This is a genomic window from Kitasatospora sp. MAP5-34 (assembly GCF_029894335.1).
In the GTDB taxonomy this organism is placed as follows: Bacteria; Actinomycetota; Actinomycetes; order Streptomycetales; family Streptomycetaceae; genus Kitasatospora.
Window position 1 is genome coordinate 37,544 of record NZ_JARXZC010000040.1, and the last position, 24,130, is coordinate 61,673.

The window sequence follows — 24,130 nt, forward strand, 5'->3', positions numbered from 1 at the left end:
CGGTGGTGCCGCGCCTGAGAACTCAGGACGCCGGGGTGCCGGCCCTCTCCTCGACGTACTCACGCAGCGCGTCCGTGTCGAGCGTGCCCTGGAGCCGGAAGGCCCTGGGGAACGCCCTTCGGCGTACCGCGAGGTCGAGACAGGCCGAATCGGGGTGCAGATGTGCGCCCCGGCCCGGCAGTGCGCCGCGAGGATCGGGGACACATACGCCCTCGACCGCCACGACACGCAACAGCTGGTGCTTGGCCGCTCGCTTGCGGCAGCCCACGCAGGTGCGTTCAGGGCATGCGCGGACATGCGTCCGGCCAGACAACCTCAAGTCTACCCCTCCGAAGGGACATGGCGCCGCCCTGCCGGTTACTGCAGGACGGCACGCGGGCTTTCTGCTCGCCCTGTTAGTCGCGGGAGCGCTCGTCCCGGTCGCCCTCGGGGGCCTCGGTGTCCGGGCGGATGTCGATCCGCCAGCCCGTCAGGCGGGCGGCCAGGCGGGCGTTCTGGCCCTCCTTGCCGATCGCCAGCGACAGCTGGTAGTCCGGGACGATCACCCGTGCGGAGCGCTGGGCGTAGTCCACGATCTCGACCTTCGTCACCCGCGCGGGGGACAGTGCGGCGGCGACCATCTCGGCCGGGTCCTCGGACCAGTCCACGATGTCGATCTTCTCGCCGTGCAGCTCGGCCATCACGTTGCGCACCCGGCCGCCCATCGGGCCGATGCAGGCACCCTTGGCGTTCAGGCCCTGACGGCGCGACCAGACCGCGATCTTGGTGCGGTGACCGGCCTCACGGGCGATCGAGGCGATCTCGACGCTGCCGTCGGCGATCTCCGGGACCTCCAGCGCGAACAGCTTCTTCACCAGGCTGGGGTGGGTCCGCGACAGGGTGACGGACGCACCGCGCACGCCTCGGCGGACGGCGACCACGTAGCAGCGCAGGCGGGTGCCGTGGCGGTAGTCCTCGCCCGGGACCTGCTCCTGCGGCGGGAGGATGGCCTCCAGCTTGCCGATGTCGACCAGGATGTTCTTCGGGTCGTTGCCCTGCTGGACGACACCGGTGACGATGTCGCCCTCCTTGCCGGCGTACTCGCCGAAGGTCTGGTCGTCGGCGGCGTCACGCAGGCGCTGCAGGATCACCTGCTTGGCGGTGCTGGCGGCGATCCGGCCGAAGCCACCCGGGGTGTCGTCGAACTCCTTGGGCTCGACGCCCTCCTCCAGCTCGGAGGCGTCCTCCAGCGCCCACACCGTCACGTGCCCGGTCTTGCGGTCCAGCTCCACCCGCGCACGGCGGCGCGAGCCCTCGGTGCGGTGGTACGCGATGAGGAGGGCCGACTCGATCGACTCGACCAGCAGCTCGAACGGGATGTTCTTCTCGGTAACCAGCCCACGCAGGGCGCTCATGTCGATGTCCACGACTACGCCTCCTCTTCTGTCTTCACGTTCATGGTGCGGATTCGGACGGTCCGGCGCTCACTCATCGTCAGCCGCGTCCTCGTCGTCCAGGATGTCGTCGTCCGAAAGATCGTCGTCCAGGATGTTCTCGTCGTCCGGAATGTCCTCGGCCGCGTCGAGCAGCTCTTCGTCCTTGCGGTTGAACTCGACCTGCACCCGGGCGCGAGCGATCTCGGCGAACGCGAGACGGCGCTCCTTGGGCTTGCCGCGCCCCTTGACCGGCTGCACCTCGACCAGCACGCCGTCCTCGTCGATCTCCAGCAGCCGCGCGACGATCTCGCTGCCGTCCACCAGGTACGCCTTGACCAGGCGGCCCTCGGCCCGGCGCCAGTGGCGGGGCAGGGTGAGCGGCCGTTCGGCACCGGGCGAGCCGACCTCCAGGAGGTAGGGGGCCTCGCCCATCACGTCGGACTCGTCGAGCGCCTGGCTGACCTCGCGGCTGAACTCCGCGACCGCGTCGAGGTCGACCCCGCCGTCCGCGTCCACGTCGATCTGCACCTGGCGGCGGCTGCCGGTCTGGGTGACCTTGACCTCTTCGAGGTCGAACCCGAACTCGGCGGCCAGCGGCTCCAGCAGTTCACGCAGCCGGTCAGTGGGGGTGGTGCTCATCCGGGTGACTCCTCGGCCGCGTGTGCTGTTGTCGGAAGGTCGGGCTGCGAGGGCCCCCAACGCGACCGCCGCGTCCCCGGCGCCACCCCTCGGGAGTGGTTCGGATACGCGGATCGGTTGGAGCTCAATCGCAGCGGCTCGAGCCAAAGCCTATCCGGTCAACCCCCGAACCGCCGATTCCGGCCGGACGGACGGGGGTCACTCCGGACGGCCGCCACCACCGTACGTTCCCACGCCCGCCCGGCATCCACCGGTCGGCCGCCGCCCACCCCTGCGAGCAAGCTCACAGGGTTCGCGCCCCGGGATGCCCGATCCTGAAATGATGCACCGCAGCGGGGGGCCGGACGGCTCCCCATGACCTCTGCGGGAGCGTTCGATGCTGTCCCCCACCCGGCGGACCTTCCTGGCCCTCGGCACATTCGGCTGCGCCCAGCTGGTCTGCGGCTGTTCGGGCGGCAGCGGCAACGGCCAGAGCGGCGACCAACCGCACCCCGACCCAGACCAGGCACTGCGGGCCCGCGCGGTGACCGCCACCGACACCCTGCTCGCCGCGTACGACGCGCTGCTCGCCGGGCCGGGCAGCGCCCAGGCCGACCGGCTGAAGCCGCTCCGCGCCGACCTGGTCACCCACCGGGCGGCACTCGCCAAGGGACTGCCCTCGGCCTCGGCGTCGGCCTCCGCGTCCGTCTCCGTCTCGGCCTCCGCCGGCGCGACGAAGAGCGCGAGCAGGGGCGCGAGCCCCAGCCGTTCCGCCGCAGCCTCGGCTTCGGCTTCGGCTTCGGCTTCCGCGCCCACCCGGCCTCCCACGGTGGCGGCGCTGGCCGCCGCAGAACGGCAGACCGCCGGTGGCCGGCTCGGCGATCTCCTCGCCGCCTCCCCCGCGCTCGCCAAGCTGCTGGCCGCCGTCTCGGCCTCGGACGCCCTGCACGCGACGGCCCTCGGCGACACCGGCCCGATCGCCGTCCCGCTGCCCGCCCCCACCAGCTCGCCCTCCCCGTCGCCCTCCCCGTCGCCCTCACTGTCGCCCTCCCCGTCCCGGTCCCGGTCGGCCTCGGGTTCCGCCTCCCCCACCCCGTCTGCCACCGCGTCCACGTCCGCGTCCGCCACGAAGGCGCCGCTGCCCAGCTCCGCCGTCAACGCGCTGCAGGCCGCGCTCGCCGCCGAGCACGCCGCCGTCTACGGGTACGGAGTCATCGGCGGGCACCTGCCCGCCGGGCCGCAGCACGACGACGGCCGCGCCTCGTACACCGCGCACCAGGCCCGCCGGGACGCCTGGCAGCGGCTGCTCACCACCGACGGCGCCACCCCCGCCGCCGCCGCACCGGGCTACCAGCTGCCGTTCGCGGTGGCCACCCCCGCCTCGGCCGGTGATCTCGCGGTGCACATCGAGGCGCAGCTCACCGCCGTGTACGCCGACCTGGTCGAAGCCGCCACCGGCCCGCTCCGGTTGGACGCTGCGGCGGCCCTGCGGGAGGCCGCCCTGAACGCCCGCCACTGGGGTGGCAACCTCCCCGCTCTCCCGGGCCTGCCCGCTGCGGACAACGTCGTCCCGAGCGCCTGACCAGCGCCTTCGCCCCCATGGCCGACAATGGGCGAGCGGCAGCCCGGGGTACCCGGCCCGGGAAGGCTCCAACGGAAAGGCCAGCATGTCGGCAGCAGCAGGGCAGATCACCGTCCCCGACCGTCTCGCGGAGACCGTCCGCGCCTCGGCGGGAGAACGGGGATCCGCCTGGCTCGCCGCGCTCCCCACGACGGTCGCCGAGCACCTCGCGGGCTGGGATCTCACCCTGGAGCGGATCTGCCGACCGGGCGGCCGGCACAGTCTGATCGGCTACGTCCACCGCGCAGACCTGACCCCCGCCGTCCTCAAGGCCGGGCTCAGCATCCCGGCCATCGCCCAGGAGCACGCCGCGCTCGCGCACTGGGCAGGACGCGGAACGGTGCTGTTGTTGGCGGCCGACCCGGCGACGGGGGTCCTGCTGCTGGAACGGCTGTACGGCGACATCCCGCTGCGCTCGCTCGCCGAGTCCAAGGCGATGCTGGAGTCCACCAGTCTGCTCAGCCGCCTCTGGGTACCGCCGAACGACGGACACCCGTTCCCACTGGTCGCCGATCACGTCGCGGAACTCGCCGCCGGCCTGCGCCGCCGCCGGGAGCTGCCGGCCGCCGCCGAGGCCCGGCCGCTGATCGACGAGGCACTGGAAGCCGCCACCGGGCTGCTCGCCGACGAGCCCGAACTCCTGTTGCTGCACGGCGACTTCCACCACGGGAAGGTGCTGGCCGCCGACCGCGCCCCCTGGCTGGCGATCTCCCCCAGACCACTGGTCGGAGAACGCGCCTACGACCTCGCCTGGCTCGCCCGCGACCGGATGGACACCCTGGTCGGCTCACCCGGCCCACGCGGAGCGGCCCGCCGCCGACTCCACCAACTCGCCGACGCCGTCGACGTGAACCACGACCGCCTGCGCAACTGGACCCTCTTCCGCACCATCGAAGCCGGCCTCCGCAGCCTCGAGTCCGGCGACACCACCACCGCCGAACTCCACCTCGAATTCGCCGCCTGGCTGTAGTAGTCAGGGGCGCGAGGAACTGCGCGAATCGGAAGGCACCGACCCGCACCCTCCCACCTCGTTCAGCCCCGCACGCCCTGCTTGTGCCTACCGCCCGGCGGAGCCAAGCAGCGGCAGCTGAGCCCCCATCACCACATACGGTCGAACAGTGTTCGGAAACCGCACAGCCCGGGCCAGATCCCGGTAGCCGAGCGAGCGGTACAGCCGCCGGGCCGGGGTCTCCGCGTCGATCGCCGACAGGATGCTGCGCGGACGCCCGGATCGCTCACAGAGCGTCCTGATCAGTGAGCTGCCGAGACCGTACCCCTGGAACTCGGGCAGCACGTGCAGTTCGGTGATGGCGAAGACGTCGTCCAGCCAGTCCCCGTATCCCCGCGCCTCGAGGTGCGGCTCGATCACCGTGCTCCACCAGTGCTCCCGGTGGTTGGGCATGCCGTAACCGAAGCCCACCAGCTGTCCGCCGTGCATCGCCCCGAACGCGATCACCCCGGGCTGCAGCGCGTGCCGGCCGACGATCTGCAGGCGGACGGCCACCTCCTCCGGGCTCAGCCCGAAGGCGACCGTCTGGACGTCCAGGGCGTACGGCGCCCAGGCCGCGAGGTCGATGGCCTCGATCGTCACCTCGGTCAGCTGCTCCATGACCCCGGACGTTACTACTCCGCCACCCGATTGCTCCGGCGTTCCCGCCGATCAACGACAGAAGGCCACCCACAGAAGGCCACCGCAGATAGCAGCCGACGAGCCGTCCGGTCAGAACAGCACGCTCATGAACGCGCCGACCTCGCGGAAGCCCACCCGCTGGTACGCCGCCCGGGCGCGGACGTTGTAGTCGTTGACGTAGAGCGAGACGATCGGGGCGACGTCGCCCAGCACGAAGCCCAGTACGGCCGCCATGCCCGACTCGGAGAGCCGCCGGCCCCGGTGCTCCGGCGCCACCCAGACGCCCTGGATCTGGCACGCCCCGGAGGTGACTGCGCCGACCTCGGCCTTGAAGACCACCTGCCCGTGCTCATCGAAGCGGGCGAACGACCGTCCACCACCGACGAGTTCGGCGATCCGGGCCTGGTAGAGCAGACCGCCGTCCCCGGCCAGCGGGGAGATGCCCACCTCCTCGGTGAACATCGCGACGCAGGCCGGCATCAGGGCGTCGATCTCACTCCGCAGCACCCGCCGGACCAGCGGGTCGGGGGCCACCTCGGCGGACGGCGCGGCGGTCGCCAGCAGCGGCTGGTGCGCCCGCACCTCGCGCGCCGGTCCCCAGCTGCGCTCCAGCAGCGCCCAGAGGCCTGCCGTCGGCCCGGCGGGGCCGACGATGGAGGAGCAGCGACGGCCCTGCCTGCGGGCCCGCTCCGCGAACGCCCGGACGGCCTCCGGCCCGGCGTTGACCAGGACCAGGTTGGCTCCGGCGTAGCAGAGCGACTCCAGCTGCCCGTCCGCGTCGAACCAGCCCCACATCTCGCCGCCGAGTCGCCACGGGTCCAGCCCGACGGCCTCCACCCTGGTGGCGACGAAGGCGTTGGCCACCGGGTCGCGGTGCAGCACCTCCAGGGTGTCGGCGAGATCCGGGACGTCCAGGACCCGGGTGGTCGCCAGGGCGCGCGCAACCTGGAAGGGGCCGGGGAGCATCACACCTCGATCGAGCACAGACACCTCACCTATGGAAACTCTCGCCGCACCCTACTCCGGCTGCTTCCCGGGGCAAGGCTTCGGGGCCGTCCGTGAACGGACGACCCCGAATCACGCCAGGCTCTGAAGTCACTCGGCCGCGACGACGACCGGCGAGCCGGACTCCACGCCCTCGGCCTGCATCAGCTCGGCCAGCTTGAGGGCCTCCTCGATCAGGGTCTCGACGATCTTCGACTCGGGGACGGTCTTGATGACCTCGCCCTTCACGAAGATCTGCCCCTTGCCGTTGCCGGAGGCGACACCGAGGTCGGCCTCGCGGGCCTCGCCCGGGCCGTTGACGACGCAGCCCATGACGGCGACGCGCAGCGGTACCTCCATGCCCTCGAGACCGGCGGTGACCTCCTCGGCCAGCTTGTAGACGTCCACCTGGGCGCGGCCGCAGGACGGGCAGGAGACGATCTCCAGGCCGCGCTGGCGCAGGTTCAGCGACTCCAGGATCTGGTTGCCGACCTTGACCTCCTCGGCGGGCGGCGCCGAGAGCGAGACCCGGATGGTGTCGCCGATGCCCTCGGAGAGCAGCGCACCGAAGGCGACGGCCGACTTGATGGTGCCCTGGAAGGACGGGCCGGCCTCGGTGACGCCGAGGTGCAGCGGGTAGTCGCAGGCGGCGGCGAGCTGGCGGTACGCGTTGATCATCACGACCGGGTCGTTGTGCTTGACCGAGATCTTGATGTCGCGGAAGTCGTGCTCCTCGAAGAGCGAGCACTCCCAGAGCGCGGACTCGACTAGCGCCTCGGGGGTGGCACGGCCGTACTTCTCCAGCAGGCGCTTGTCGAGCGAGCCGGCGTTGACGCCGATCCGGATCGGGGTGCCGGCGTCCTTGGCCGCCTTGGCGATCTCGCCGACCTTGTCGTCGAACTGCTTGATGTTGCCGGGGTTCACCCGGACCGCCGCACAGCCGGCGTCGATCGCCGCGAAGACGTACTTCGGCTGGAAGTGGATGTCGGCGATCACCGGGATGCCGGACTTCCTGGCGATGGTCGGCAGCGCGTCCGCGTCGTCCTGGGTCGGCACCGCGACCCGGACGATCTGGCAGCCGGAGGCCGTCAGCTCCGCGATCTGCTGGAGCGTGGCGTTGATGTCGGCCGTCACCGTCGTCGTCATCGACTGGACGGAGACGGGGGCGTCACCGCCGACCAGGACGTTGCCGACCTTGATCTGCCGTGAGACGCGGCGGGTCGCCAGCGGCTTGAGCGGCAGGGACGGAATACCGAGCGAGATCGCGGTCATGTGCGCAGGGTTCCCCAGGTGAGGTGTGTGAGCCGGCCGGGTGACTCTGGCCGGACCGGGCCTCCCGACACAGGCAGACCCGAGATCCAACGGTACGGCACGGTCACGCACGCGGGCACACTCAGCCCGTCCGGCATGTGGAGGACAGGCTCGCCCGATCACCCTCAGTTGATCTTCACAGGGTTGACAATGTCCGCCACCATCACCAGAGCCGTGAAGCAGATGAAGATCCCGGCCACCACGTAGGCCACCGGCATCAGCTTCGCGACATCGAACGGACCCGGGTCGGAGCGGCGGAAGAGCCGGGCGGCGTGGCGGCGCAGCGACTCCCAGAGGGCGCCCGCGATGTGGCCGCCGTCCAGCGGCAGCAGCGGCAGCATGTTGAACAGGAAGAGCGAGAGGTTGATCCCGGCGAGCAGCTGGATCATGAAGGCGAGCTGCTGGGTGGCCGGGAGGTCCATCGAGAAGACGTCACCGCCGAGGCGCGCGGCGCCGACCATGCCCATCGGGGAGTCGGCCGGGCGGGGGTCGTGGCCCACGATCGCGTGCCAGAGGCCGGGGATCTTGCCGGGCAGGGCGGCCAGCGAGGAGATCCCGTGCCGGGCCATGTCGGTCATCTGGGTGACGCTCTCGCCGACGCCCAGATGGACCACACCGGTGGCCGGCGTGAAGCCGAGGAAGCCGGCGGTGACGGGCGCGGCGCCTTGGACGAAACGGCCGTTCTTGTCGACCGCGCTGACGGTGTTGCTGGTGATGTCGGCCTTGAGCGTCTGCTGCTGCCCCTTGCGCTCGACCACGATGGCCACGCTCTGACCGGGCGACTTCCGGATGTCGGCCTGCAGCTGGTTGTAGGAGCTGATCGAGTCGCCGTTGAACGAGACGATCCGGTCGCCCGCCTTGAGGCCCGCCAGGTTGGCCGGCGACTTGGTGGCGCCCGCCGGGCACTTGTCGGTCGTCGCGGCGACGGCGGCCGGCAGCACGCACTCGCTGACGGTGGACACCGTCTGTACAGGCATCTGCAGCCCGATGCCCATGAACCAGGCCAGGTAGAGCGCGACCGAGAGGATCAGGTTCATGAACGGGCCCGCGAACATCACGATGACGCGCTTCCACGGCTTACGGGTGTAGAACAGCCGGTGCTCGTCGCCGGGCTGGAGCTCCTCGTAGGAGGCCTCCCGGGCGTCCTCGATCATCGAGCGCCAGGGCGAACTGCTGCGCTTGGTTATCCGCCCGTCCGCGCCCGGCGGGAACATCCCGATCATGCGGATGTACCCGCCGAGCGGGATCGCCTTGAAGCCGTACTCGGTGTCGCCCTTGCGGCGGGACCAGATGGTCCGGCCGAAGCCGACCATGTACTGCGGGACCCGGATGCCGAAGAGCTTGGCCGTGGAGAGGTGGCCCAGCTCGTGCCAGGCGATCGAGAACAGCAGCCCGACCACGAACAGCAGGATGCCGAGCACCCACATCACGTCTGACACTGCTCGTCCTCCGTCATACCGCTCTGCTCGTACCTGCCGTCCGGCCGGTACGTACCGTTCAGCCGGCTACCGCTCAGCCCGCCGCCAGCTCCCGGGCCCGGGCCCGGGCCCAGTCCTCCGCGTGAAGGACGTCCTCCACCGTCAGGGAAGTTCCCGAAGCAGGGACGCCGTGCTCGCCGACGACCTTCGCCACAGTGTCCACGATCTGGGTGAAAGCGAGACCACCCTTGAGGAAAGCGTCGACACACTCCTCGTTGGCCGCGTTGAACACGGCCGGAGCCGTCCCGCCGAGCGTACCCACCTCGCGGGCGAGCGCCACGGCCGGGAACGCCACGTCGTCCAGCGGGAAGAACTCCCAGGTGGCGGCCTTCGTCCAGTCGCAGCCGGGCGCGGCGTCGGGCACCCGGTCGGGCCAGCCGAGGCCGAGCGCGATCGGCATCCGCATGTCCGGCGGGCTGGCCTGGGCCAGCGTCGAACCGTCGGTGAACTCCACCATCGAGTGGACGATCGACTGCGGGTGGACCACGACCTCGATCCGGTCGAACGGCACGTCGTAGAGCAGGTGCGCCTCGATCACCTCGAGGCCCTTGTTCACGAGCGTGGCGGAGTTGATCGTGATCACCGGGCCCATCGCCCAGGTGGGGTGCGCCAGCGCGTCCTGAACGGTGACACCGGCCAGCTGCTCCCTGGTACGGCCCCGGAAGGGGCCACCGCTCGCCGTCACCACCAGCTTGCGCACCTCGGCGTGGGTGCCACCGGCCAGCGCCTGGAAGATCGCGGTGTGCTCGGAGTCGACCGGGACGATCTGGCCGGGCTTGGCGACCGCCTTGACCAGCGGACCACCGACGATCAGCGACTCCTTGTTGGCCAGCACCAGCACCCGCCCGGCCCGCAGCGCGGCCAGCGTCGGGCGCAGGCCGATCGAGCCGGTGATGCCGTTGAGCACCGAGTGGCACTCCAGCCTGGCCAGCTCGGTGGCTGCCTCCGGGCCCGCGAGGATCTCCGGCAGCGCCCGCCCGGCCGCCTTCGCGGCCAGCGCCTCCCGCAGCGCGGGCACCGCGTCCGGGTCGGCGACCGCGACGGTGTGCACACCCAGCCGCAGCGCCTGCTCGGCGAGCAGCTGCACCCGCCCGCCGGCCGCCGACAGGGCGACCACCTTGAAACGGTCCGGGTTGCGCAGCACCACGTCGATGGCCTGGGTGCCGATCGAACCGGTGGAGCCGAGGATGACCAGCTCCCGGGGGCCGGCCGGGTCCTTGACGACGGGAGTGAAGCGCAGCTGAGGGGCGGCGAGCGAGTTCATGGGATCCATTGTGGCTTGCCCCGGGGACTGCGCCTCACCGGGCGGGGTGACGGATGTGCCGATGCCCCGCCACCGGCGTGCGGTGACGGGGCATCAGCGGGTACGCCCGGGAGGGGTGGCTCAGAGGTCGAGGCCGGTCAGCACCAGGACACGCTCGTAGGTGAAGTCGCCCATCGCGTACTTGACGCCCTCGCGGCCGACGCCGGAGTCCTTGACGCCGCCGTACGGCATCTGGTCGGCGCGGTAGGACGGGGCGTCGCCGATGATCACGCCGCCCACCTGCAGCTCGCTGTGCGCGCGGAAGGCGGTCTGCAGGTCGTGGGTGAAGACACCGGCCTGCAGGCCGTACTTCGAGTCGTTGACGGCGGCGAACGCCTCGTCGACGCCGTCCACCTTGTGCAGCGAGAGCACCGGGCCGAAGACCTCGGCGGTGGCCAGGATCGCGTCCCCGGGCAGCTCGGCGAGCACGGTCGGCGCGTACGCCGCGCCCGCCCGCACGCCGCCGGTGAGCACCTTGGCGCCCTTGGCCACGGCCTCGTCCACCCAGGACTCGACGCGCTTGGCGGCGTTCTCGTCCACCAGCGGGCCGACGTCGGTGGCCTCGTCGCTCGGGTCACCGGTGACCTGGGCCTGGACCTTGGCGACGATCTTCTCGACCAGCGCGTCGTAGACCGACGCGTCGGCGATCACGCGCTGCACCGCGATGCAGGACTGGCCGGCCGAGTAGTTGGAGAAGGTGGCGATGCGGGAGGCGGCCCACTCGATGTCGGCCTCGGAGGACCAGTCCGCGAGGACCACGGCCGCCGCGTTGCCGCCCAGCTCCAGGGTGACGTGCTTGCGCGGTACCGAGTCCATGATCTGGTAGCCGACCTTGTCCGAACCGGTGAACGAGATCACCGGCAGGCGCGGGTCCTGGACCAGGGCGGGCATCTTCTCGTTCGGGACCGGGAGGATGCTCCAGGAACCGGCCGGGAGGTCGGTCTCGGCCAGGATCTCGCCCAGCAGCAGGGCGGAGATCGGGGTGGCCGGGGCCGGCTTGAGGATGATCGGGGCGCCGACGGCGATCGCCGGGGCGACCTTGTGGGCGACCAGGTTCAGCGGGAAGTTGAACGGGGCGATGCCCAGGACGACACCCCTCGGGAACTTCCGGACCACCGCGAAGCGGCCCACGCCACCCGGGTCGGTGTCCAGCCGCATGGTCTCGCCGTTGGTGCGGCGGGCCTCCTCGGCCGCCCAGCGGAAGACCGAGATGGCCCGGCCGACCTCACCACGGGCCCACTTGACCGGCTTGCCGTTCTCGGCGGTGATCAGGCGGGCGATCTCCTCGGCCCGCTCGGTCATCCGCTTGACCACGTGGTCCAGGGCACCGGCCCGGACGTGTGCCGGGGTGGCGGCGAAGACCGGCGCGGCGGCGGCAGCGGCGGCCACCGCCTCCTCGACCTGGGCGTCGGTGGGGACGCTGACCTTGCCGACCAGGCTGTCGTCGAACGGGTGGCGGACCTCGAAGTCCGAGTCGCCGCTCGCCCGGCGGCCGGCCAGCCAGAAGTCATGAGTGGTGGTCACGGTCGCACCGGCCCTCTCGTCGTCGTCTGTGTGCCCCACGAACGTGAAGCTTGAGCCCAACGGTAGGGCGCGGCGGACGCGAACCGGATTGGCCACGGCGTAACGATCGGCCATTCGATTACTACAAGGCGGACAGCGGAAAGTGACAGAGAACGCGGCGGGGCAGACCGCCCCGCTACTCCTCGCCCGCCCGGAGGGCCAGCCAGAGCTCCATCCGGACGTCCGTGTCGTCCAGCGAGCGGCCGAGGAGTTCCTCGACGCGCCGCATCCGGTAGCGCAGGGTGTGCCGGTGGACGCCGAGGTCGGCGGCGGCGGCGTCCCACTGGCCGTGTCTGGACAGCCAGGCTCTGAGCGAGGCGACCAGGTCACCGCGCGAGGTGCGGTCGTGGTCGCGCAGCGGGCGGAGCAGGCCCTCGGCGAAGGCCGTCACGGCCTCCTCGCCGAGCAGCGGCAGCAGCGAGCCGGTGCCGACCTCCTCGTGGTCCACCGAGCGGCGCCCGCCGCGCAGCGCCACCGCGAGGGCCCGCTCGGCCTGGGCGGACGCGACACCCGCGTCCTCCAGGGCGCAGGGCGCCGAGACGCCCAGCGCCAGCCCCTCGTGCTCCTCGACCGCACCCAGGCAGGCCCGGTGCGCAGCGCCGTTGTCCAGTGCGAGCACCGTCAGGCGCGGCCCGTGCGGGCCGTCCTCGCGGGAGACCAACAGGCGTTCGCCGACCCGGCCGCCGGCCTGCTCGGCCCGGTCGGCGAGCTCGCCGAGCGCCTCGGTGGCCTCCACCGCCGGGGCCGCCCCCGCGACCAGCACCCGGACGGTGCCCTCCGGCAGCCCGCCGAACAGCCCGGCCGCGACCTGCCGGGCCGTCGCCACCTCACCGGCCAGCACCATGCCCAGCAGCGCCGCGCCCATCCGCTCCTCGGCCTGCCGCAGCTCGCGCGAGCGCTCCAGGGTGAGGGTGAGCAGCGCGACGGCGGCGTTCAGTACGTAGCGCTCGGTCGGGGTGATCCGGTCCTCGGTGCCGACGGCGAGGAAGCCCCGGGCCCGCCGGTCGGCACCCAGCGACTGGACCACCACGTAGTCCTCGTCGGCCGTGTCTATGCCCGGCGAGCGGCCCTGGAGCGCGGCGCTGGAGGGCGCGGGGCGGCGGCGCAGCCTGTCCACCTCGGCGGCCAGCCGGCCGGCCCGGCGGGCGGCCCAGTCCGGTGCGACCGCCGAGAGCGCGCCCGAACCGTCGTAGAGCGCGGCCCAGCCGCCGAGGCGGGCGGCGAGCTTGCGAACCACGGCGGTGGTGCCGTCCTTGCCGAGGGCGGCCCGGGTCAGCTCCTCCTGGGCCTCGAAACTGGTGGTCACGGCCTCGTACTGCTCGGCGGCGAGCGCGGCCGAGACGGACTTGCTGATCGCGATGAAGGGCGTCGCCTCCGGGACCCGGATCAGCGGCAGCCCGCGCTGCGCGGCGGCGTCCACCAGCGGCTGCGGCACCTCGGTGTGCGAGAGGCCGACCCCGAGACCGAGCCCGATGACCCCCGCGTCGGCCAGCCGGTGCACGTACGCCTGCAGACGCGCCGCGCTCTTGCCGAGCTTGATGCCGGTGGTGAGCAGCAGCTCGCCACCTTCGAGGAAGGGGGTGGGGTCGTCCAGCTCACTGGTGTGCACCCAGCGGACGGGCCGTTCGAGGTGGTCCGCGCCGGCCAGGAGGGTCAGGTGGAGCGAACTGTTGCGGACGACGGAGGCGAGTGTGGGGGGCATGGCACCTTCGGTGGTTCGACCCGCTGCGACATCGGCCGCTGAGCGGCAGGCACTGGGCGGCTGGCGCCGTTTGCGGTCGGCGAGGGGGAGGGCATCTCAACCCATTATGTACGCACCGGACAACCCACGCCGTCGAATCCTCCGCTGCGGAGTCAGGACCGGAGATCCACCAGGAGCGGGGGCACCTGTTCGCCGTCCACCGTGGTCAGCGAGATGACCGCGTGGCCGCTGGGCAGCGCGTGCGCGAGGTCGGAGGGCGACCAGCGGTGTCGTTCGACATCGCGGGTGGTGATGCTCTCGGTCTGCGCCGTGGTGCCCGAGAGCGCCTTGCGGACGGCCCGGCCGGCCCGGCGGGGCAGGCCGCCGGAGGTGTCGGGGGCGTGGGTGATCGCGGTCTCCTGGACCAGATGGGTACCCCACGCCTCCGAGAACAGCTTGCCGTCCCAGGGCGCGATACCGGGGAAGGCCATCCGGCAGCCGACCGCACCGAACAGCGGCGCCCGCAGTGCCTCGGGCAGGTCGACCAGCGTCCGCAGCAGCAGCACCGCACCCGCGTTGGCGCCGCGCATCCGCTGCAGCCCGCGCACGGTGTGCCCGTCCAGCGCCGCCGACGCGTCGTCGACCACCAGCCCGGCGAACAGCGTCCGCTCCTCCCGGACGACGGTCGCCTGCACGAACTGGCTCACCACCAGGCGGGAGAGCATCCGGGCGGCCTCGGGGTGGCTGCGCTCGGGGAGCTTGACCCGGACCCGCAGCGGGTGGTCCAGCGCCCGCATCGCGAAGGCGGGCTTGGCCGCGTCCGTATCGGGACCCTGCTCCACACCCTGCTCGACGCCCCGCCCGTCGCCGGGGAAGAACCCCGCGAAGGCCGGGCGGTCGAGCAGGGCGAGGCGGTCGGCGAGCAGGGCGCCGGGGTCGTCCGCCCGGCCGTGCTGGCGCTCGCGGTGCCGCAGGTCCGGCTCGTACACCGCGAGCCGGCCGCTCTCGCGCAGGGCCTTGCCGAGCGCGGCCCAGCTGTCCGGGTCACCGCCGAGCAGGGCGCGCAGCTCGCGCACCCCGGGGTAGCGCCGGTAGGCGGCGTGGAACGGGCCGACCGTCTGCTGCAGCGCGATCCGGGCGCTCTCGGCGCGGGCGGTGAGCTCGTCGGGGAGCAGCGCGTCGGCGAGCCGGGCGGCGGCCTCGTCCACGTCCTTGGCGGCACCGTACAGGTCCAGCCCGTACGGCGACCGGGGGTCGCCGGGGGCGATCACCACGTCGTACCACTCGTCCGGGCCGAGATCCGCGTCGGCCGCGCCGATCACCACCGCGCAGGCGGTACCGGCCAGCGCCTGCAGGCAGAGCGCCTCGGCGACCGGGCGGGCGAGGCGGGCGGTCTTGCCGGTGCCCGCCGGACCGACGGCCAGCAGTGAGGTGCCGAGCAGGGCCGGGTCCAGGGCGAACCCGGCCGAGCGGTGCTCGGCCGGGTTCTTGATCACGTCCTGGGCGGTGCCGAGCCGGACCTGACGGGTCAGCAGGTCGTGGCGGCCGCTGCGGCCGGGCAGGTCGCGGGCCTCCGAGGGGTGGGAGCAGGCGGCGGCGGCGCGCGCGGTGACCTGTTCGGTGAAGGCGGGCAGCAGCTCGGGGTCGCCCTGGACGGTCTGCCAGGCCCGCTGGATCCGGACGTAGTCCACGTCGCCGACGGCGGCGGCGGCCAGCTGCTGGGCGGCGGGAACGGCGCCGCCCACCCGCAGCGCGTGCCACGGGTCGGCGGGGTCCACCGGGCCGACCTGGTCGGCGGGCCGGCGGAGTTCGGCGGGCGTGGCGGGCGGCGCGGGCTCCTCGTGGGTGACGGTGCGGGCGAGCAGCGGCGAGATCCAGCGGCGCCAGACCTCGGGCCAACGGCCCATCCGGCCGAAGAGTTTGATCACTCCGGTCAGTACGACGGCGTGCACGAGCAGCAGGACCACCAGGGCCGGGGTCTCGGTCTGCGGCACCACGTCGAACAGGCCGGCCACGTAGTACACGAGTTGGACGGCGTAGATCTCGGCGAACCAGGCGACCAGCAGATTGAGCAGGGCGCGCAGCAGCAGCGCGCCCGCCGGGACACCCGCGTCCTTGGTCCGGGCCGGGTCGGCCGGCCGGTAGCCGTACCGGTAGATGCCGGGACCCGCCTCGGGGCGGGGCTCGTTCACCCAGCCCGCCAGATCGAAGTGGGCGCCGCGTTGCGCCGGGACGGCGGAAAGCTGATCAGCCTGGTAGACCGGTGGTGCGGCCTGCTGCCCGTGTGTGCCGTCCAGTCCCATTGCGGCCCCGCTCCCTACGCCCACCCGGCACGTCGTCAACTCGATGCGGCCATACCCATGCCGCCCGTAGCACGACACGCCCCCGCTCAATGTAGTGGAGCGAGGGCACCCGGTAGCCGATCCGCGCGCGCTGGCCGCGCCGGACAAGTCGGACAGCCCAGTGCTACCGAGTGGCGCATGCCCGGCCCCGCCGCACCGCCGTAGCCTGCGATTACCGCGCCTTGAGAACTTGGAGAATCACCATGAGCGCTTCAACGCCGCTCCCGCAGGAGCGCCGCCTGGTCACCGCGATCCCCGGCCCGAAGTCGCAGGAGCTGCATGCTCGCAAGCTCGGCGCGGTGGCCGCCGGTGTGGGCACCACGCTGCCGGTCTACGTCTCGCGCGCCGGTGGCGGCGTGCTGGAGGACGTGGACGGCAACTCGCTGATCGACTTCGGTTCCGGCATCGCCGTGACCAACGTGGGCAACAGTGCCGCTGCCGTGGTCGCCAAGGCCACCGCGCAGCTGGAGGCCTTCACCCACACCTGTTTCATGGTGACCCCGTACGAGGGCTACGTCGCCGTCGCCGAGCAGCTCAACGAGCTGACGCCCGGTGACCACGAGAAGCGCACCGCGCTCTTCAACTCGGGCGCCGAGGCCGTCGAGAACGCGGTGAAGATCGCCCGCGCCTACACCAAGCGCACGGCCATCGTGGTCTTCGACCACGGCTACCACGGCCGCACCAACCTCACCCTCGGCCTGACGGCGAAGAACATGCCGTACAAGCAGGGCTTCGGTCCGTTCGCCCCGGAGATCTACCGCGTCCCGGTCGCGTACCCGTACCGCTGGCTGACCGGTGCCGAGAACTGCGCCGCCGAGGCGGCCGCGCAGGCGATCGACATCATCAACAAGCAGATCGGCGCCGACAACGTCGCGGCGATCATCATCGAGCCGATCCAGGGCGAGGGCGGCTTCATCGAGCCGGCCAAGGGCTTCCTGCCCGCGATCGTCGAGTACGCGAAGGCGAACGGCATCGTCTTCGTCGCGGACGAGATCCAGACCGGCTTCTGCCGCACCGGCCAGTGGTTTGCGTGCGAGGACGAGGGCATCGTCCCGGACCTGATCACCACCGCCAAGGGCATCGCCGGCGGCCTGCCGCTGGCCGCCGTGACCGGCCGCGCCGAGATCATGGACGCTGCGGCCACGGGCGGCCTGGGTGGCACCTACGGTGGCAACCCGGTGGCCTGCGCCGCCGCGCTGGGCTCGATCGAGACCATGAAGGAGCTGGACCTCAACAGCAGGGCGCAGCGGATCGGCGAGATCATGCTCGGCCGCCTGCACGCCATGCAGGAGAAGTTCGACGTGATCGGCGAGGTCCGAGGTCGCGGCGCCATGGTCGCGATCGAGCTGGTCAAGCCGGGCACCAAGGACGCCAACCCCGAGATCACCACGGCCATCGCGAAGGCGTGCCACGCCGCGGGCCTGATCGTGCTGACCGCCGGGACCTACGGCAACGTGCTGCGCTTCCTGCCGCCGCTGGTGATCCCCGAGCACCTGCTCACCGAGGGCATGGACATCATCGAGGGTGCCTTCGCGGCGGTCTGACGCGTCGTCACACCTTCACCCGGGCGGCTCCACAGGGTGAAGATGCTGTGCGAGTACGCCGAAGCTCCTCGGCCCGACAGGGACACTGACGTAGGGTCGTCACAGATGGACAGCAAGCCGCGACCCTCAGCGACCCCGTCTGCCGCTCCGCCCGGGGTGGTGACGTCCGAGGACCGATCGACCGACCGTCCGGCCCACACCCCCCGGGGCGCGCGGAACGGCGATCACCCCAGCCGCCCTGGAGCTCTCCCCCCTGCTCCAGGGCGGCTCTCGCGCGTCCGGCTGCCACTGGTGCTGTCAGCGCTGCTGGTCGTCATCTCCTGGCAGGTAGCCGTCGGAGGCCCCCTGCTCCGGTTGGACCTCAGCGCCCGGCACGGCGTGCACGAGCTGCGCGGCTGGCTGGACAACCCGTGGATCGACTACGGCGGGCGCGGCCTGGCCGACCTCGGCGGCTCGATCCCGGCCATCCCCGTCCTGCTCGTCGGGGCCGCCCTGGCCGCTTGGCGGGAGTGGCGGGCGGGCGGGCGGCGCTGGTGGCTGCCGCTGCCGACGGCCGCGCTGACCGCGCTGCTCATCCCGCTGCTGGTGGTACCGGCCAAGACGTGGTTCGCCCGTCCCGGCCCGCTGGGCGAGACGGTCGGACCCGGCCAGTGGGGCTGGTACCCGTCGGGGCACACCGCCACCTCGGCGATCGCGTACGGGGCGGCGGCGCTGCTGATCAGCCGGACGACGGCGAGCCCGGTGGTCCGGCGGTGGCTGTACCCGGCGACCGCGCTGGTCTGCCTCGGCGTGGGCGTCGGCCTGGTCTGGAGCGACTACCACTGGCTGCTGGACGTGACGGCCAGCTGGTGCCTGGCCGGGGTGGTGCTGTGGGGCCTGCCCCGGGTACTCCCGAGCCCGGCCGACTGACCTGCTGGTCACTGAGGGTCTACGGGCTCCTCCTCGTTGCGGTGGACGAGACCGGGCTCACCGCTGTCACGGTGCCACTCGACCACCAGCTCGTCGCGGGCGCCGAAGCGCACCAGGTGACGGCCGACCACGTCCTCGAGGACCGCGAGGTTCTCGGCGGCCCCTTCGACGGCGAGCAGCAGGACACCCGGCTCGGCGACCAGAGTCGCGCTGCCGGCCTTGAAGGTCAGCTCACCCCGGCCGGTCTCCTCGGACCACCGGGCCTCGACCTTGCGCCCCAGGTGGGCGGCCAGCTGCTTGCCGTAGCGGGCGGGACGGTCGGTGCTCACACGGGCTTCGGAACGGGACATCCGCACTCCAGGGTTACGGGGGCACGCTGTGGACGGCGCCCCATCGACCGACACGCTAGCCTGAATACTGAGTCTGGCTCAAGGTGTTATTGGATCCATATCTCGAGCCCTCCGGGCCGCTAGTCCCGGCCGCTCATCCGAGCCGCTCAGCCCGGCCGCCCGTCCGGACCGTCCGAACGGGCCGGTAGCCTGACCCCACCCTCCCCCAGCCTCCGGGCCGGGGCACGCCCATCCCGGGAGCCCGCCGATGACCACCCCGCCGACCGACACCGCTGCGGAACTCGCCGACGCGCTGACCCGGGCGATGAAGCGGATCCGGCGGCAGAGCATGCGGCAACTGGAACCGCACGGCATCACCCCTGGCCAGGCCCGCGCACTCCGCACCCTCGCGCACGCCCCGGGCTGCGAGGGCCGGGAGGCGATGCGGCTCAGCGACCTGGCCGACCGGCTGCACATCGCCCCGCGCTCGGCGACCACCGTGGTGGACGCCCTGGAGGAGGCCGGCCTGGTCGAGCGGACCCCGGACCCGGCGGACCGGCGCGCCGTCCGGCTCGTCCTGACGGCGGCCGGGCACTCGGCCCTGGAGCGGATCGGGCAGGTCAGACACGAAGTCGCGCAGGAGTACTTCGGACCGGTCAGTCAGGCCGACCAGGACGCGCTGCTGCAGGCACTACGGGTCGCCGAGGCCGCGTACGAGAGCCGGTTCCACGCGTCGGCTCCGGCGGTGCCGACAGCTGCGACCGCTGCGACCACCGAGGCCCACGCAGGGCGGTGAGGCCGATCCCGACGATCACCAGCACCGCCGCCCCGGTCGTCACCGCACTGATCCGCTCGCCGAGCAGCAGCCAGGACGAGGACATCCCGAAGACCGGCACGAGCAGCGAGTACGGCGCGACGGCGGACGCCTCGTAGGTCCGGAGCAGGAAGCTCCAGGCGACGAAGCCGAACAGGGTGGACAGCAGCCCGACATAGGCGAGCGCGCCGACGCCCGTCGCGGTGATGCCGGTCAGCGCGTGCAGATCGGCCGTCGGCCCTTCGACCAGCAGCGAGAGCCCGAGCAGCGGCAGCGGCGGGACGACACTGATCCAGACCATCCAGCGCAGCGCGTCCGGCGGCGCCGCCTTCCGGGTCAGCACGTTGGACAGCCCCCAGAACACCGCCGCGCCGATCACCAGGGCGAACGCCCCGATCGGCCCGGCCGCACCGCCCGCACCCTGGTCGACGGCTGCCAGGCAGATCCCGGCGAAGGCCGTCGCGAGACCCACGAGCCGACGTCCGGCCAGCCGCTCGCGCAGCATGACGGTGGCGAACAGGGCGGTGAAGATCGCCTGGCTCTGCAGCACCAGCGAGGACAGCCCGGCCGGCATCCCGGCGTGCATCCCGAGGAAGAGCAGACCGAACTTGACGATGCCGAGCGTGCAGCCGACCAGCAGGATCCAGCGCCAGGAGACCTTGGGCCGGCCGACGAAGAACACCGCCGGCACCGCCACCACGGCGAAGCGCAGCGCGCAGAACAGCAGGGGCGGGAAGTTCTCCAGGCCGACGTGGATCACCACGAAGTTCAGGCCCCAGACGGCAGCGATCAGCACTGCCAGGGCGATGTGACGAGGGGTCATGGTGGAGTTCGGGGAAGCCGACATGGGTCGAGCATGGCCGAGCAGAACCGTGTAGCACCAGCGATGAATTCTGGGGTGCACACATTAGTATTGCTACATGATGGATCTCGGGCGGTTGCGGGCGCTGCGCGCTGTTGCGGTACACGGCTCGATCGGCGGGGCGGCGACCGCGCTGGGGTTCACACCCTCGGCGGTCTCCCAGCAGATCTCCAAGCTGGAGCGGGAGACCCGCACGGTACTGCTGGAGCGTCAGGGTCGGGGTGTCGTGCTCACCGACGCCGCTCGTGAGCTGTCCGAGACGGCGCAACGCGTCCTGGCCCTGGTCGAGCAGGCCGAGGTGACCTTGGAGGAGCAGCGCGGACAGGCGGTCGGACGCCTGCTGGTCGCGGCCTTCGCGACCGGCGCACGCGGGCTGCTCCCGGCAGTACTCGCCGACCTGCGGAAGCGCTGCCCCGAACTGGACGTACGGCTACTGGAGAGCGACCCGTACCCGGCCGCCGAGCTGGTGGCGCGCGGGGAGGTCGACCTGGCCATCGTCCAGGACTGGCCGACGGTACCGCTGCCGGTCCAGGAGGGCCTGTCCCGGCTGGACCTCGGCACCGACCCGGTGGACCTGCTGCTGCCCGCCGAGAACCCGTTGGCCCGGCTGGCCGTGGTACCGGTCGCGCGGATGTGCGGGCAGCGCTGGATCAGCGTGCCGGCCGGCAACATCTGCCACGACTGGCTGGTGCGGACCATGCGGGAGGTCGGGGAGGAGCCCGATGTGCGGTACCAGGTGGGCGAGTTCGAGACCCAGATCGCGTTGATCGCGGCCGGGCTCGGGGTCGGCCTGGTGCCCCGGCTGGGACGCGGACCGCTGCCGCCGGGGGTGGTCGCCCGACCCGTGGTGCCCGAGCCCGCCCGCCGGGTGTTCGCACTCTGGCGCACTCAGACCTCGCGGCGGCCCGCGATAGCGGCGGCACTGGAGGCCGTCCGGAAGCACTGGGACGCGCGGTGAGGGTCGGCTACAGGTGGTCTCCGGTGGCCCTCAGGTGGTGAAGCCGATCACCAGCCACATGAAGCCGACGCCCGCGAGGGTGCAGAGCAGTGTGGTGCGGGACGGGTGCGGGCTGTGCGCCTCGGGGAGGATGTCGGAGGTCGCCAGGTACAGCAGGAACCCGGCGAAGTAGCCGAGGTACAGGCCGAGCACGTGCTCCGGGATGGTGAAGAGCAGCGTGATCCCGGCGCCCGTGATCGGCGCCAAGGCGTCCGCGCCGAGCAGGGCCACTGCGCGGCGGCGGTCGTTCCCGTACATCCGGGTGATGGTGTAGGTGTTGAAGCCGTCCGCGAAGTCGTGCGCCACGACGGCGATCGCCACCGCCGTGCCGACGGTGCCGCCGGCCTGGAAGGCAGCGCCGATCGCGAAACCGTCCATCAGACTGTGCCCGACCAGCGCCCCGGCCGCAACGAGACCGACCCCCTGTCTTCGGCCGTGGCCGTGCTGGTGGCCATGGGTGTGGGCGGCGTACTCGCCCTCGTGCCCTCGGTGGATGGCCACGGCGCGCTCCACTATGTGGATCGAGAGGAACCCCGCCGCGAACATCAGCAGCGACTTCGGTACACCGTGCAGCTCGCCCGGCGCGGCGTGGATCGCCTCGGGAAGCAGGTCGAAGGCCACCACCCCGAGCATCAGCCCGGCCGCCAGACCGAGGACCAGGTGCCGCCGGTCCCCGGTGCGCTGGGCGACGTAACCGCCGATCAGGGTCATCAGGAAGGCGCCGGCGGCGACGAGTATCGCAGTCATCCAAAGCCTCCCGACAGAACCCACCCGAGCCCAGCCTGTGCGGCCCGGCGGAGCCCCGCGCGCGGGCTGGGCCGTCGGGGTGACGACCCGTGGCCAGGTCGGGGGCGAGGTGCTTGGACCGGTCGGTCTTTGCCGGTCTTTGCCGGTCTTTCCGGTCGGTCTTGCCGGTCGGTCTTGCCGGTCGGTCTCAGTCCCCGGTCGAGAGCGGCAGGCCGAGGTGGGTACTGGTGAGTTCTCGTACGCCGTCGCCGTCGACCAGGTGGATCTGCTGGTACTCCGCGCTGCCCGCCAGGTCGAGGGCCGCCTCCGCGAACCGCCCACAGGTGAGCCGCAGGCCCCGGTCGGCCCCCTCCTCGCGCACGGCGTCCACCAAGGTCCGCAACTCCTCCTTCTCCACCGGTGACGCCCCCCGGGACGCCCAGACCACCCAGCGGCCCGGCAGCCCGCTGCGCGGGCCGCCCTCACCCGTGGCGACCAGCCCGGCCGGTCCGCGCAGCCGTACGCTCCACTCGGCGAGACCACCCCGGGTGAGCAGCTCCCTGACCAGGTGAGCGAACTCGTTCGACGAGAGGTCGGCCGCCGAGGGGACGGTGAGACCGGCGATACCGCTGGGCTCCACACCGGCGAGCGCGTACGGGTCGGGGGTGACCACGGCGGCCAGCTCGCGCAGCCGGACCAGTGCCTCGTCCTGCTCGGCATCGGTGTAGATGCCCTCGCCCGGAACCTGCGGGGGGGCCTCGTGGGAGGCATACGACGGGTGCGAGGGATCGGGCGGGAGCAGCCGGGTGCGGCCGAGCGCGTCCCGGTCGGCGTCCACGCTGAGCAGGCAGACCGGCTCGTCCTCGGGGGTCGGCCGCAGCCAGCCGTTGAGGACGACGCCGGTCAGTATCTCGTCGGTGTCCACCGCATCCGCCGCCTGCAACGCCCGCAGCGCGAGGCGGGCCGCCAGCCGGAGGTAGTCGGACGCCCGGTCGGCCGTCGGGCGCGGCACCGGTTCGATCTCGCCCTCGGTCGTCAGCCGGTACCCGGCGAGCGAGGGCACCAGGGCGAGCGGCGGCAGTTCGAGGTCGAGGATCGCGGTGCGGGTGAGCGGGCGGAAGACCGCGCGGCAGGGTGCCGGGAGGTCCTGGGTGGAACCCTCCGCCGCCGCCAGAGCCCGTTCGAGCAGCGACTCGACGGCGGCGGGCTCGGCCAGCCGGTACGCCCGGCGGCACTCCTCCAAGCTCTCGTTGTACTCACGGACGGCCCGGGCCCGGGCCTGCTCCGCTTGCTCGTGCGCCTCCCGGGCCGCCACCTGGCCGGAGTCGGCCGCCTCGGTCTGCCGGGTGCGCCACGCCCGCAGGTCACGCTGGTGACGCAGCCGCGCCTGCGCCAGCTCGCGCTGGTACCCGGAGTCCAGCAGCCGCCGCGACGGCGTCTCCGCCGGGTCGGCACCGGGCGCCTGGGGCGGGGCGTAGTCCGTCCAGCGCGGCTCGGCACCGCCGGTGGACTCCGGCTCGCCCGCCGGGTAGGGGCGGGGCTCGTAGCTGCGCAGCTGGCTCTCGAAGTCCATCGCGGAGACGGGCAACGCAGATCGCCGCAGCAGGTCGGCGAGCCGCTCGTGCTCGGCCTGGACGGTCAGCGTCCGATGGTGCGTCAGTGCCGCCGCCCGGCCATGGGCGGCGGCACTGGCGTCCGCACCGGTGTCCTCGTTCTTGTCCCTGCCGCTGTCCCTGTCGCTGTCGCTGTCGCTGTCCGCGCTCTCGTCGTCCGTGAGTCGCTGCTCGGGGACGACGTGCTGCTCGGGGGCATCCGCCCCGAGGTCGCGGAAGACCGCGGCCAGAAAGCCCGGCTGGAGGACTGTGGCAGTCGTCGCGGTCATCGCCGTCGTGACAGTCGTGGCAGTACCGTCCGGCTGGCCCTCGGGTGAGTACTGCATCGGCGGTCGTTCCCCCATGCTCGTCCGGTGTGCTCGGCGGGCCCGCTCGGCGGCGCTCCCCCAC

The 24,130-nt window shown here is 72.5% G+C and carries 20 protein-coding genes and 1 pseudogene; 6 read left to right on the plus strand and 15 right to left on the minus strand.

All coding sequences use genetic code 11. From position 1 onward, the window contains the following. Window positions 1-22: 22 nt before the first annotated feature. From P3T29_RS26610 to rimP, 3 genes are all read right to left on the minus strand, one after another. Window positions 23-313 (minus strand): YlxR family protein, encoded by a 291-nt coding sequence (locus tag P3T29_RS26610; RefSeq protein ID WP_280719206.1) that lies wholly within the window; start codon window positions 311-313, stop codon window positions 23-25. 82 nt (window positions 314-395) lie between these two features. Beyond that, the gene (gene nusA / locus P3T29_RS26615) at window positions 396-1,406 is read right to left on the minus strand and encodes a transcription termination factor NusA (protein ID WP_280719182.1); all 1,011 of its coding nucleotides are present in this window, start codon (window positions 1,404-1,406) and stop codon (window positions 396-398) included. A gap of 57 nt (window positions 1,407-1,463) precedes the next feature. Further along, the gene (gene rimP, locus P3T29_RS26620) at window positions 1,464-2,054 is read right to left on the minus strand and encodes a ribosome maturation factor RimP (RefSeq protein ID WP_280719183.1); all 591 of its coding nucleotides are present in this window, start codon (window positions 2,052-2,054) and stop codon (window positions 1,464-1,466) included. A gap of 376 nt (window positions 2,055-2,430) precedes the next feature. Here rimP and P3T29_RS26625 point away from each other — a divergent pair, with 376 nt between their 5' ends. Further along, entirely contained in the window at window positions 2,431-3,615 is a 1,185-nt protein-coding gene (locus P3T29_RS26625; protein WP_280719184.1) for a ferritin-like domain-containing protein, read from the plus strand. Between the two features lie 85 nt (window positions 3,616-3,700). Next, window positions 3,701-4,624, plus strand: a complete 924-nt coding sequence (locus tag P3T29_RS26630) for an aminoglycoside phosphotransferase family protein (protein WP_280719185.1) — start codon at window positions 3,701-3,703, stop codon at window positions 4,622-4,624. Window positions 4,625-4,711: 87 nt separating this feature from the next. Here P3T29_RS26630 and P3T29_RS26635 read toward each other — a convergent pair whose 3' ends face one another. From P3T29_RS26635 to P3T29_RS26670, 8 genes are all read right to left on the minus strand, one after another. After that, complete coding sequence (locus tag P3T29_RS26635; protein WP_280719186.1) at window positions 4,712-5,263, minus strand: GNAT family N-acetyltransferase; 552 nt, start codon at window positions 5,261-5,263, stop codon at window positions 4,712-4,714. Window positions 5,264-5,374: 111 nt separating this feature from the next. Then, on the minus strand, window positions 5,375-6,250 hold the full coding sequence (locus P3T29_RS26640; RefSeq protein WP_280719207.1) for a GNAT family N-acetyltransferase: 876 nt from the start codon (window positions 6,248-6,250) through the stop codon (window positions 5,375-5,377). A 129-nt stretch (window positions 6,251-6,379) separates the two neighbouring features. Further along, window positions 6,380-7,540 carry a flavodoxin-dependent (E)-4-hydroxy-3-methylbut-2-enyl-diphosphate synthase gene (gene ispG / locus P3T29_RS26645; protein WP_280719187.1) on the minus strand — a complete coding sequence of 387 codons (1,161 nt, stop codon included), beginning with the start codon at window positions 7,538-7,540 and terminating at the stop codon, window positions 6,380-6,382. Between the two features lie 164 nt (window positions 7,541-7,704). Then, window positions 7,705-9,018, minus strand: coding sequence for a site-2 protease family protein (locus P3T29_RS26650; RefSeq protein ID WP_280719188.1), 1,314 nt, complete (start codon window positions 9,016-9,018; stop codon window positions 7,705-7,707). Between the two features lie 73 nt (window positions 9,019-9,091). Then, the gene (gene dxr / locus P3T29_RS26655) at window positions 9,092-10,321 is read right to left on the minus strand and encodes a 1-deoxy-D-xylulose-5-phosphate reductoisomerase (protein ID WP_280719189.1); all 1,230 of its coding nucleotides are present in this window, start codon (window positions 10,319-10,321) and stop codon (window positions 9,092-9,094) included. A gap of 120 nt (window positions 10,322-10,441) precedes the next feature. Then, a complete protein-coding gene (locus tag P3T29_RS26660) occupies window positions 10,442-11,884 on the minus strand; it encodes an aldehyde dehydrogenase family protein (protein WP_280719190.1) in 1,443 nt (480 codons plus the stop codon). A 175-nt stretch (window positions 11,885-12,059) separates the two neighbouring features. Next, window positions 12,060-13,625: a PucR family transcriptional regulator gene (locus P3T29_RS26665; RefSeq protein ID WP_280719191.1), complete on the minus strand. Its 1,566-nt coding sequence runs from the start codon at window positions 13,623-13,625 to the stop codon at window positions 12,060-12,062. Between the two features lie 152 nt (window positions 13,626-13,777). Further along, window positions 13,778-15,907 carry an ATP-binding protein gene (locus P3T29_RS26670; protein WP_280719192.1) on the minus strand — a complete coding sequence of 710 codons (2,130 nt, stop codon included), beginning with the start codon at window positions 15,905-15,907 and terminating at the stop codon, window positions 13,778-13,780. 242 nt (window positions 15,908-16,149) lie between these two features. Here P3T29_RS26670 and gabT point away from each other — a divergent pair, with 242 nt between their 5' ends. Beyond that, window positions 16,150-17,490, plus strand: coding sequence for a 4-aminobutyrate--2-oxoglutarate transaminase (gabT, locus tag P3T29_RS26675; protein WP_280719193.1), 1,341 nt, complete (start codon window positions 16,150-16,152; stop codon window positions 17,488-17,490). 291 nt (window positions 17,491-17,781) lie between these two features. Further along, entirely contained in the window at window positions 17,782-18,399 is a 618-nt protein-coding gene (locus tag P3T29_RS26680; protein WP_280719194.1) for a phosphatase PAP2 family protein, read from the plus strand. A gap of 8 nt (window positions 18,400-18,407) precedes the next feature. On the opposite strand, the gene P3T29_RS26685 is transcribed toward P3T29_RS26680, so the two are convergent. Next, window positions 18,408-18,749 carry a DUF2218 domain-containing protein gene (locus P3T29_RS26685; RefSeq protein WP_280719195.1) on the minus strand — a complete coding sequence of 114 codons (342 nt, stop codon included), beginning with the start codon at window positions 18,747-18,749 and terminating at the stop codon, window positions 18,408-18,410. Window positions 18,750-19,077: 328 nt separating this feature from the next. Between P3T29_RS26685 and P3T29_RS26690 the strand changes: the two are divergent. After that, a pseudogene (locus P3T29_RS26690) lies at window positions 19,078-19,308 on the plus strand (MarR family transcriptional regulator); the annotation flags it as partial. A 76-nt stretch (window positions 19,309-19,384) separates the two neighbouring features. On the opposite strand, the gene P3T29_RS26695 reads toward P3T29_RS26690, so the two are convergent. Next, the gene (locus P3T29_RS26695) at window positions 19,385-20,365 is read right to left on the minus strand and encodes an EamA family transporter (RefSeq protein ID WP_280719208.1); all 981 of its coding nucleotides are present in this window, start codon (window positions 20,363-20,365) and stop codon (window positions 19,385-19,387) included. Window positions 20,366-20,462: 97 nt separating this feature from the next. Here P3T29_RS26695 and P3T29_RS26700 point away from each other — a divergent pair, with 97 nt between their 5' ends. Beyond that, window positions 20,463-21,362: a LysR family transcriptional regulator gene (locus tag P3T29_RS26700; protein ID WP_280719196.1), complete on the plus strand. Its 900-nt coding sequence runs from the start codon at window positions 20,463-20,465 to the stop codon at window positions 21,360-21,362. A gap of 30 nt (window positions 21,363-21,392) precedes the next feature. On the opposite strand, the gene P3T29_RS26705 is transcribed toward P3T29_RS26700, so the two are convergent. Together P3T29_RS26705 and P3T29_RS26710 are read right to left on the minus strand one after the other, a co-directional pair. Continuing rightward, window positions 21,393-22,148: a ZIP family metal transporter gene (locus P3T29_RS26705; protein ID WP_280719197.1), complete on the minus strand. Its 756-nt coding sequence runs from the start codon at window positions 22,146-22,148 to the stop codon at window positions 21,393-21,395. Between the two features lie 187 nt (window positions 22,149-22,335). Beyond that, complete coding sequence (locus P3T29_RS26710; RefSeq protein ID WP_280719198.1) at window positions 22,336-24,009, minus strand: restriction endonuclease; 1,674 nt, start codon at window positions 24,007-24,009, stop codon at window positions 22,336-22,338. Window positions 24,010-24,130 lie beyond the last annotated feature (121 nt).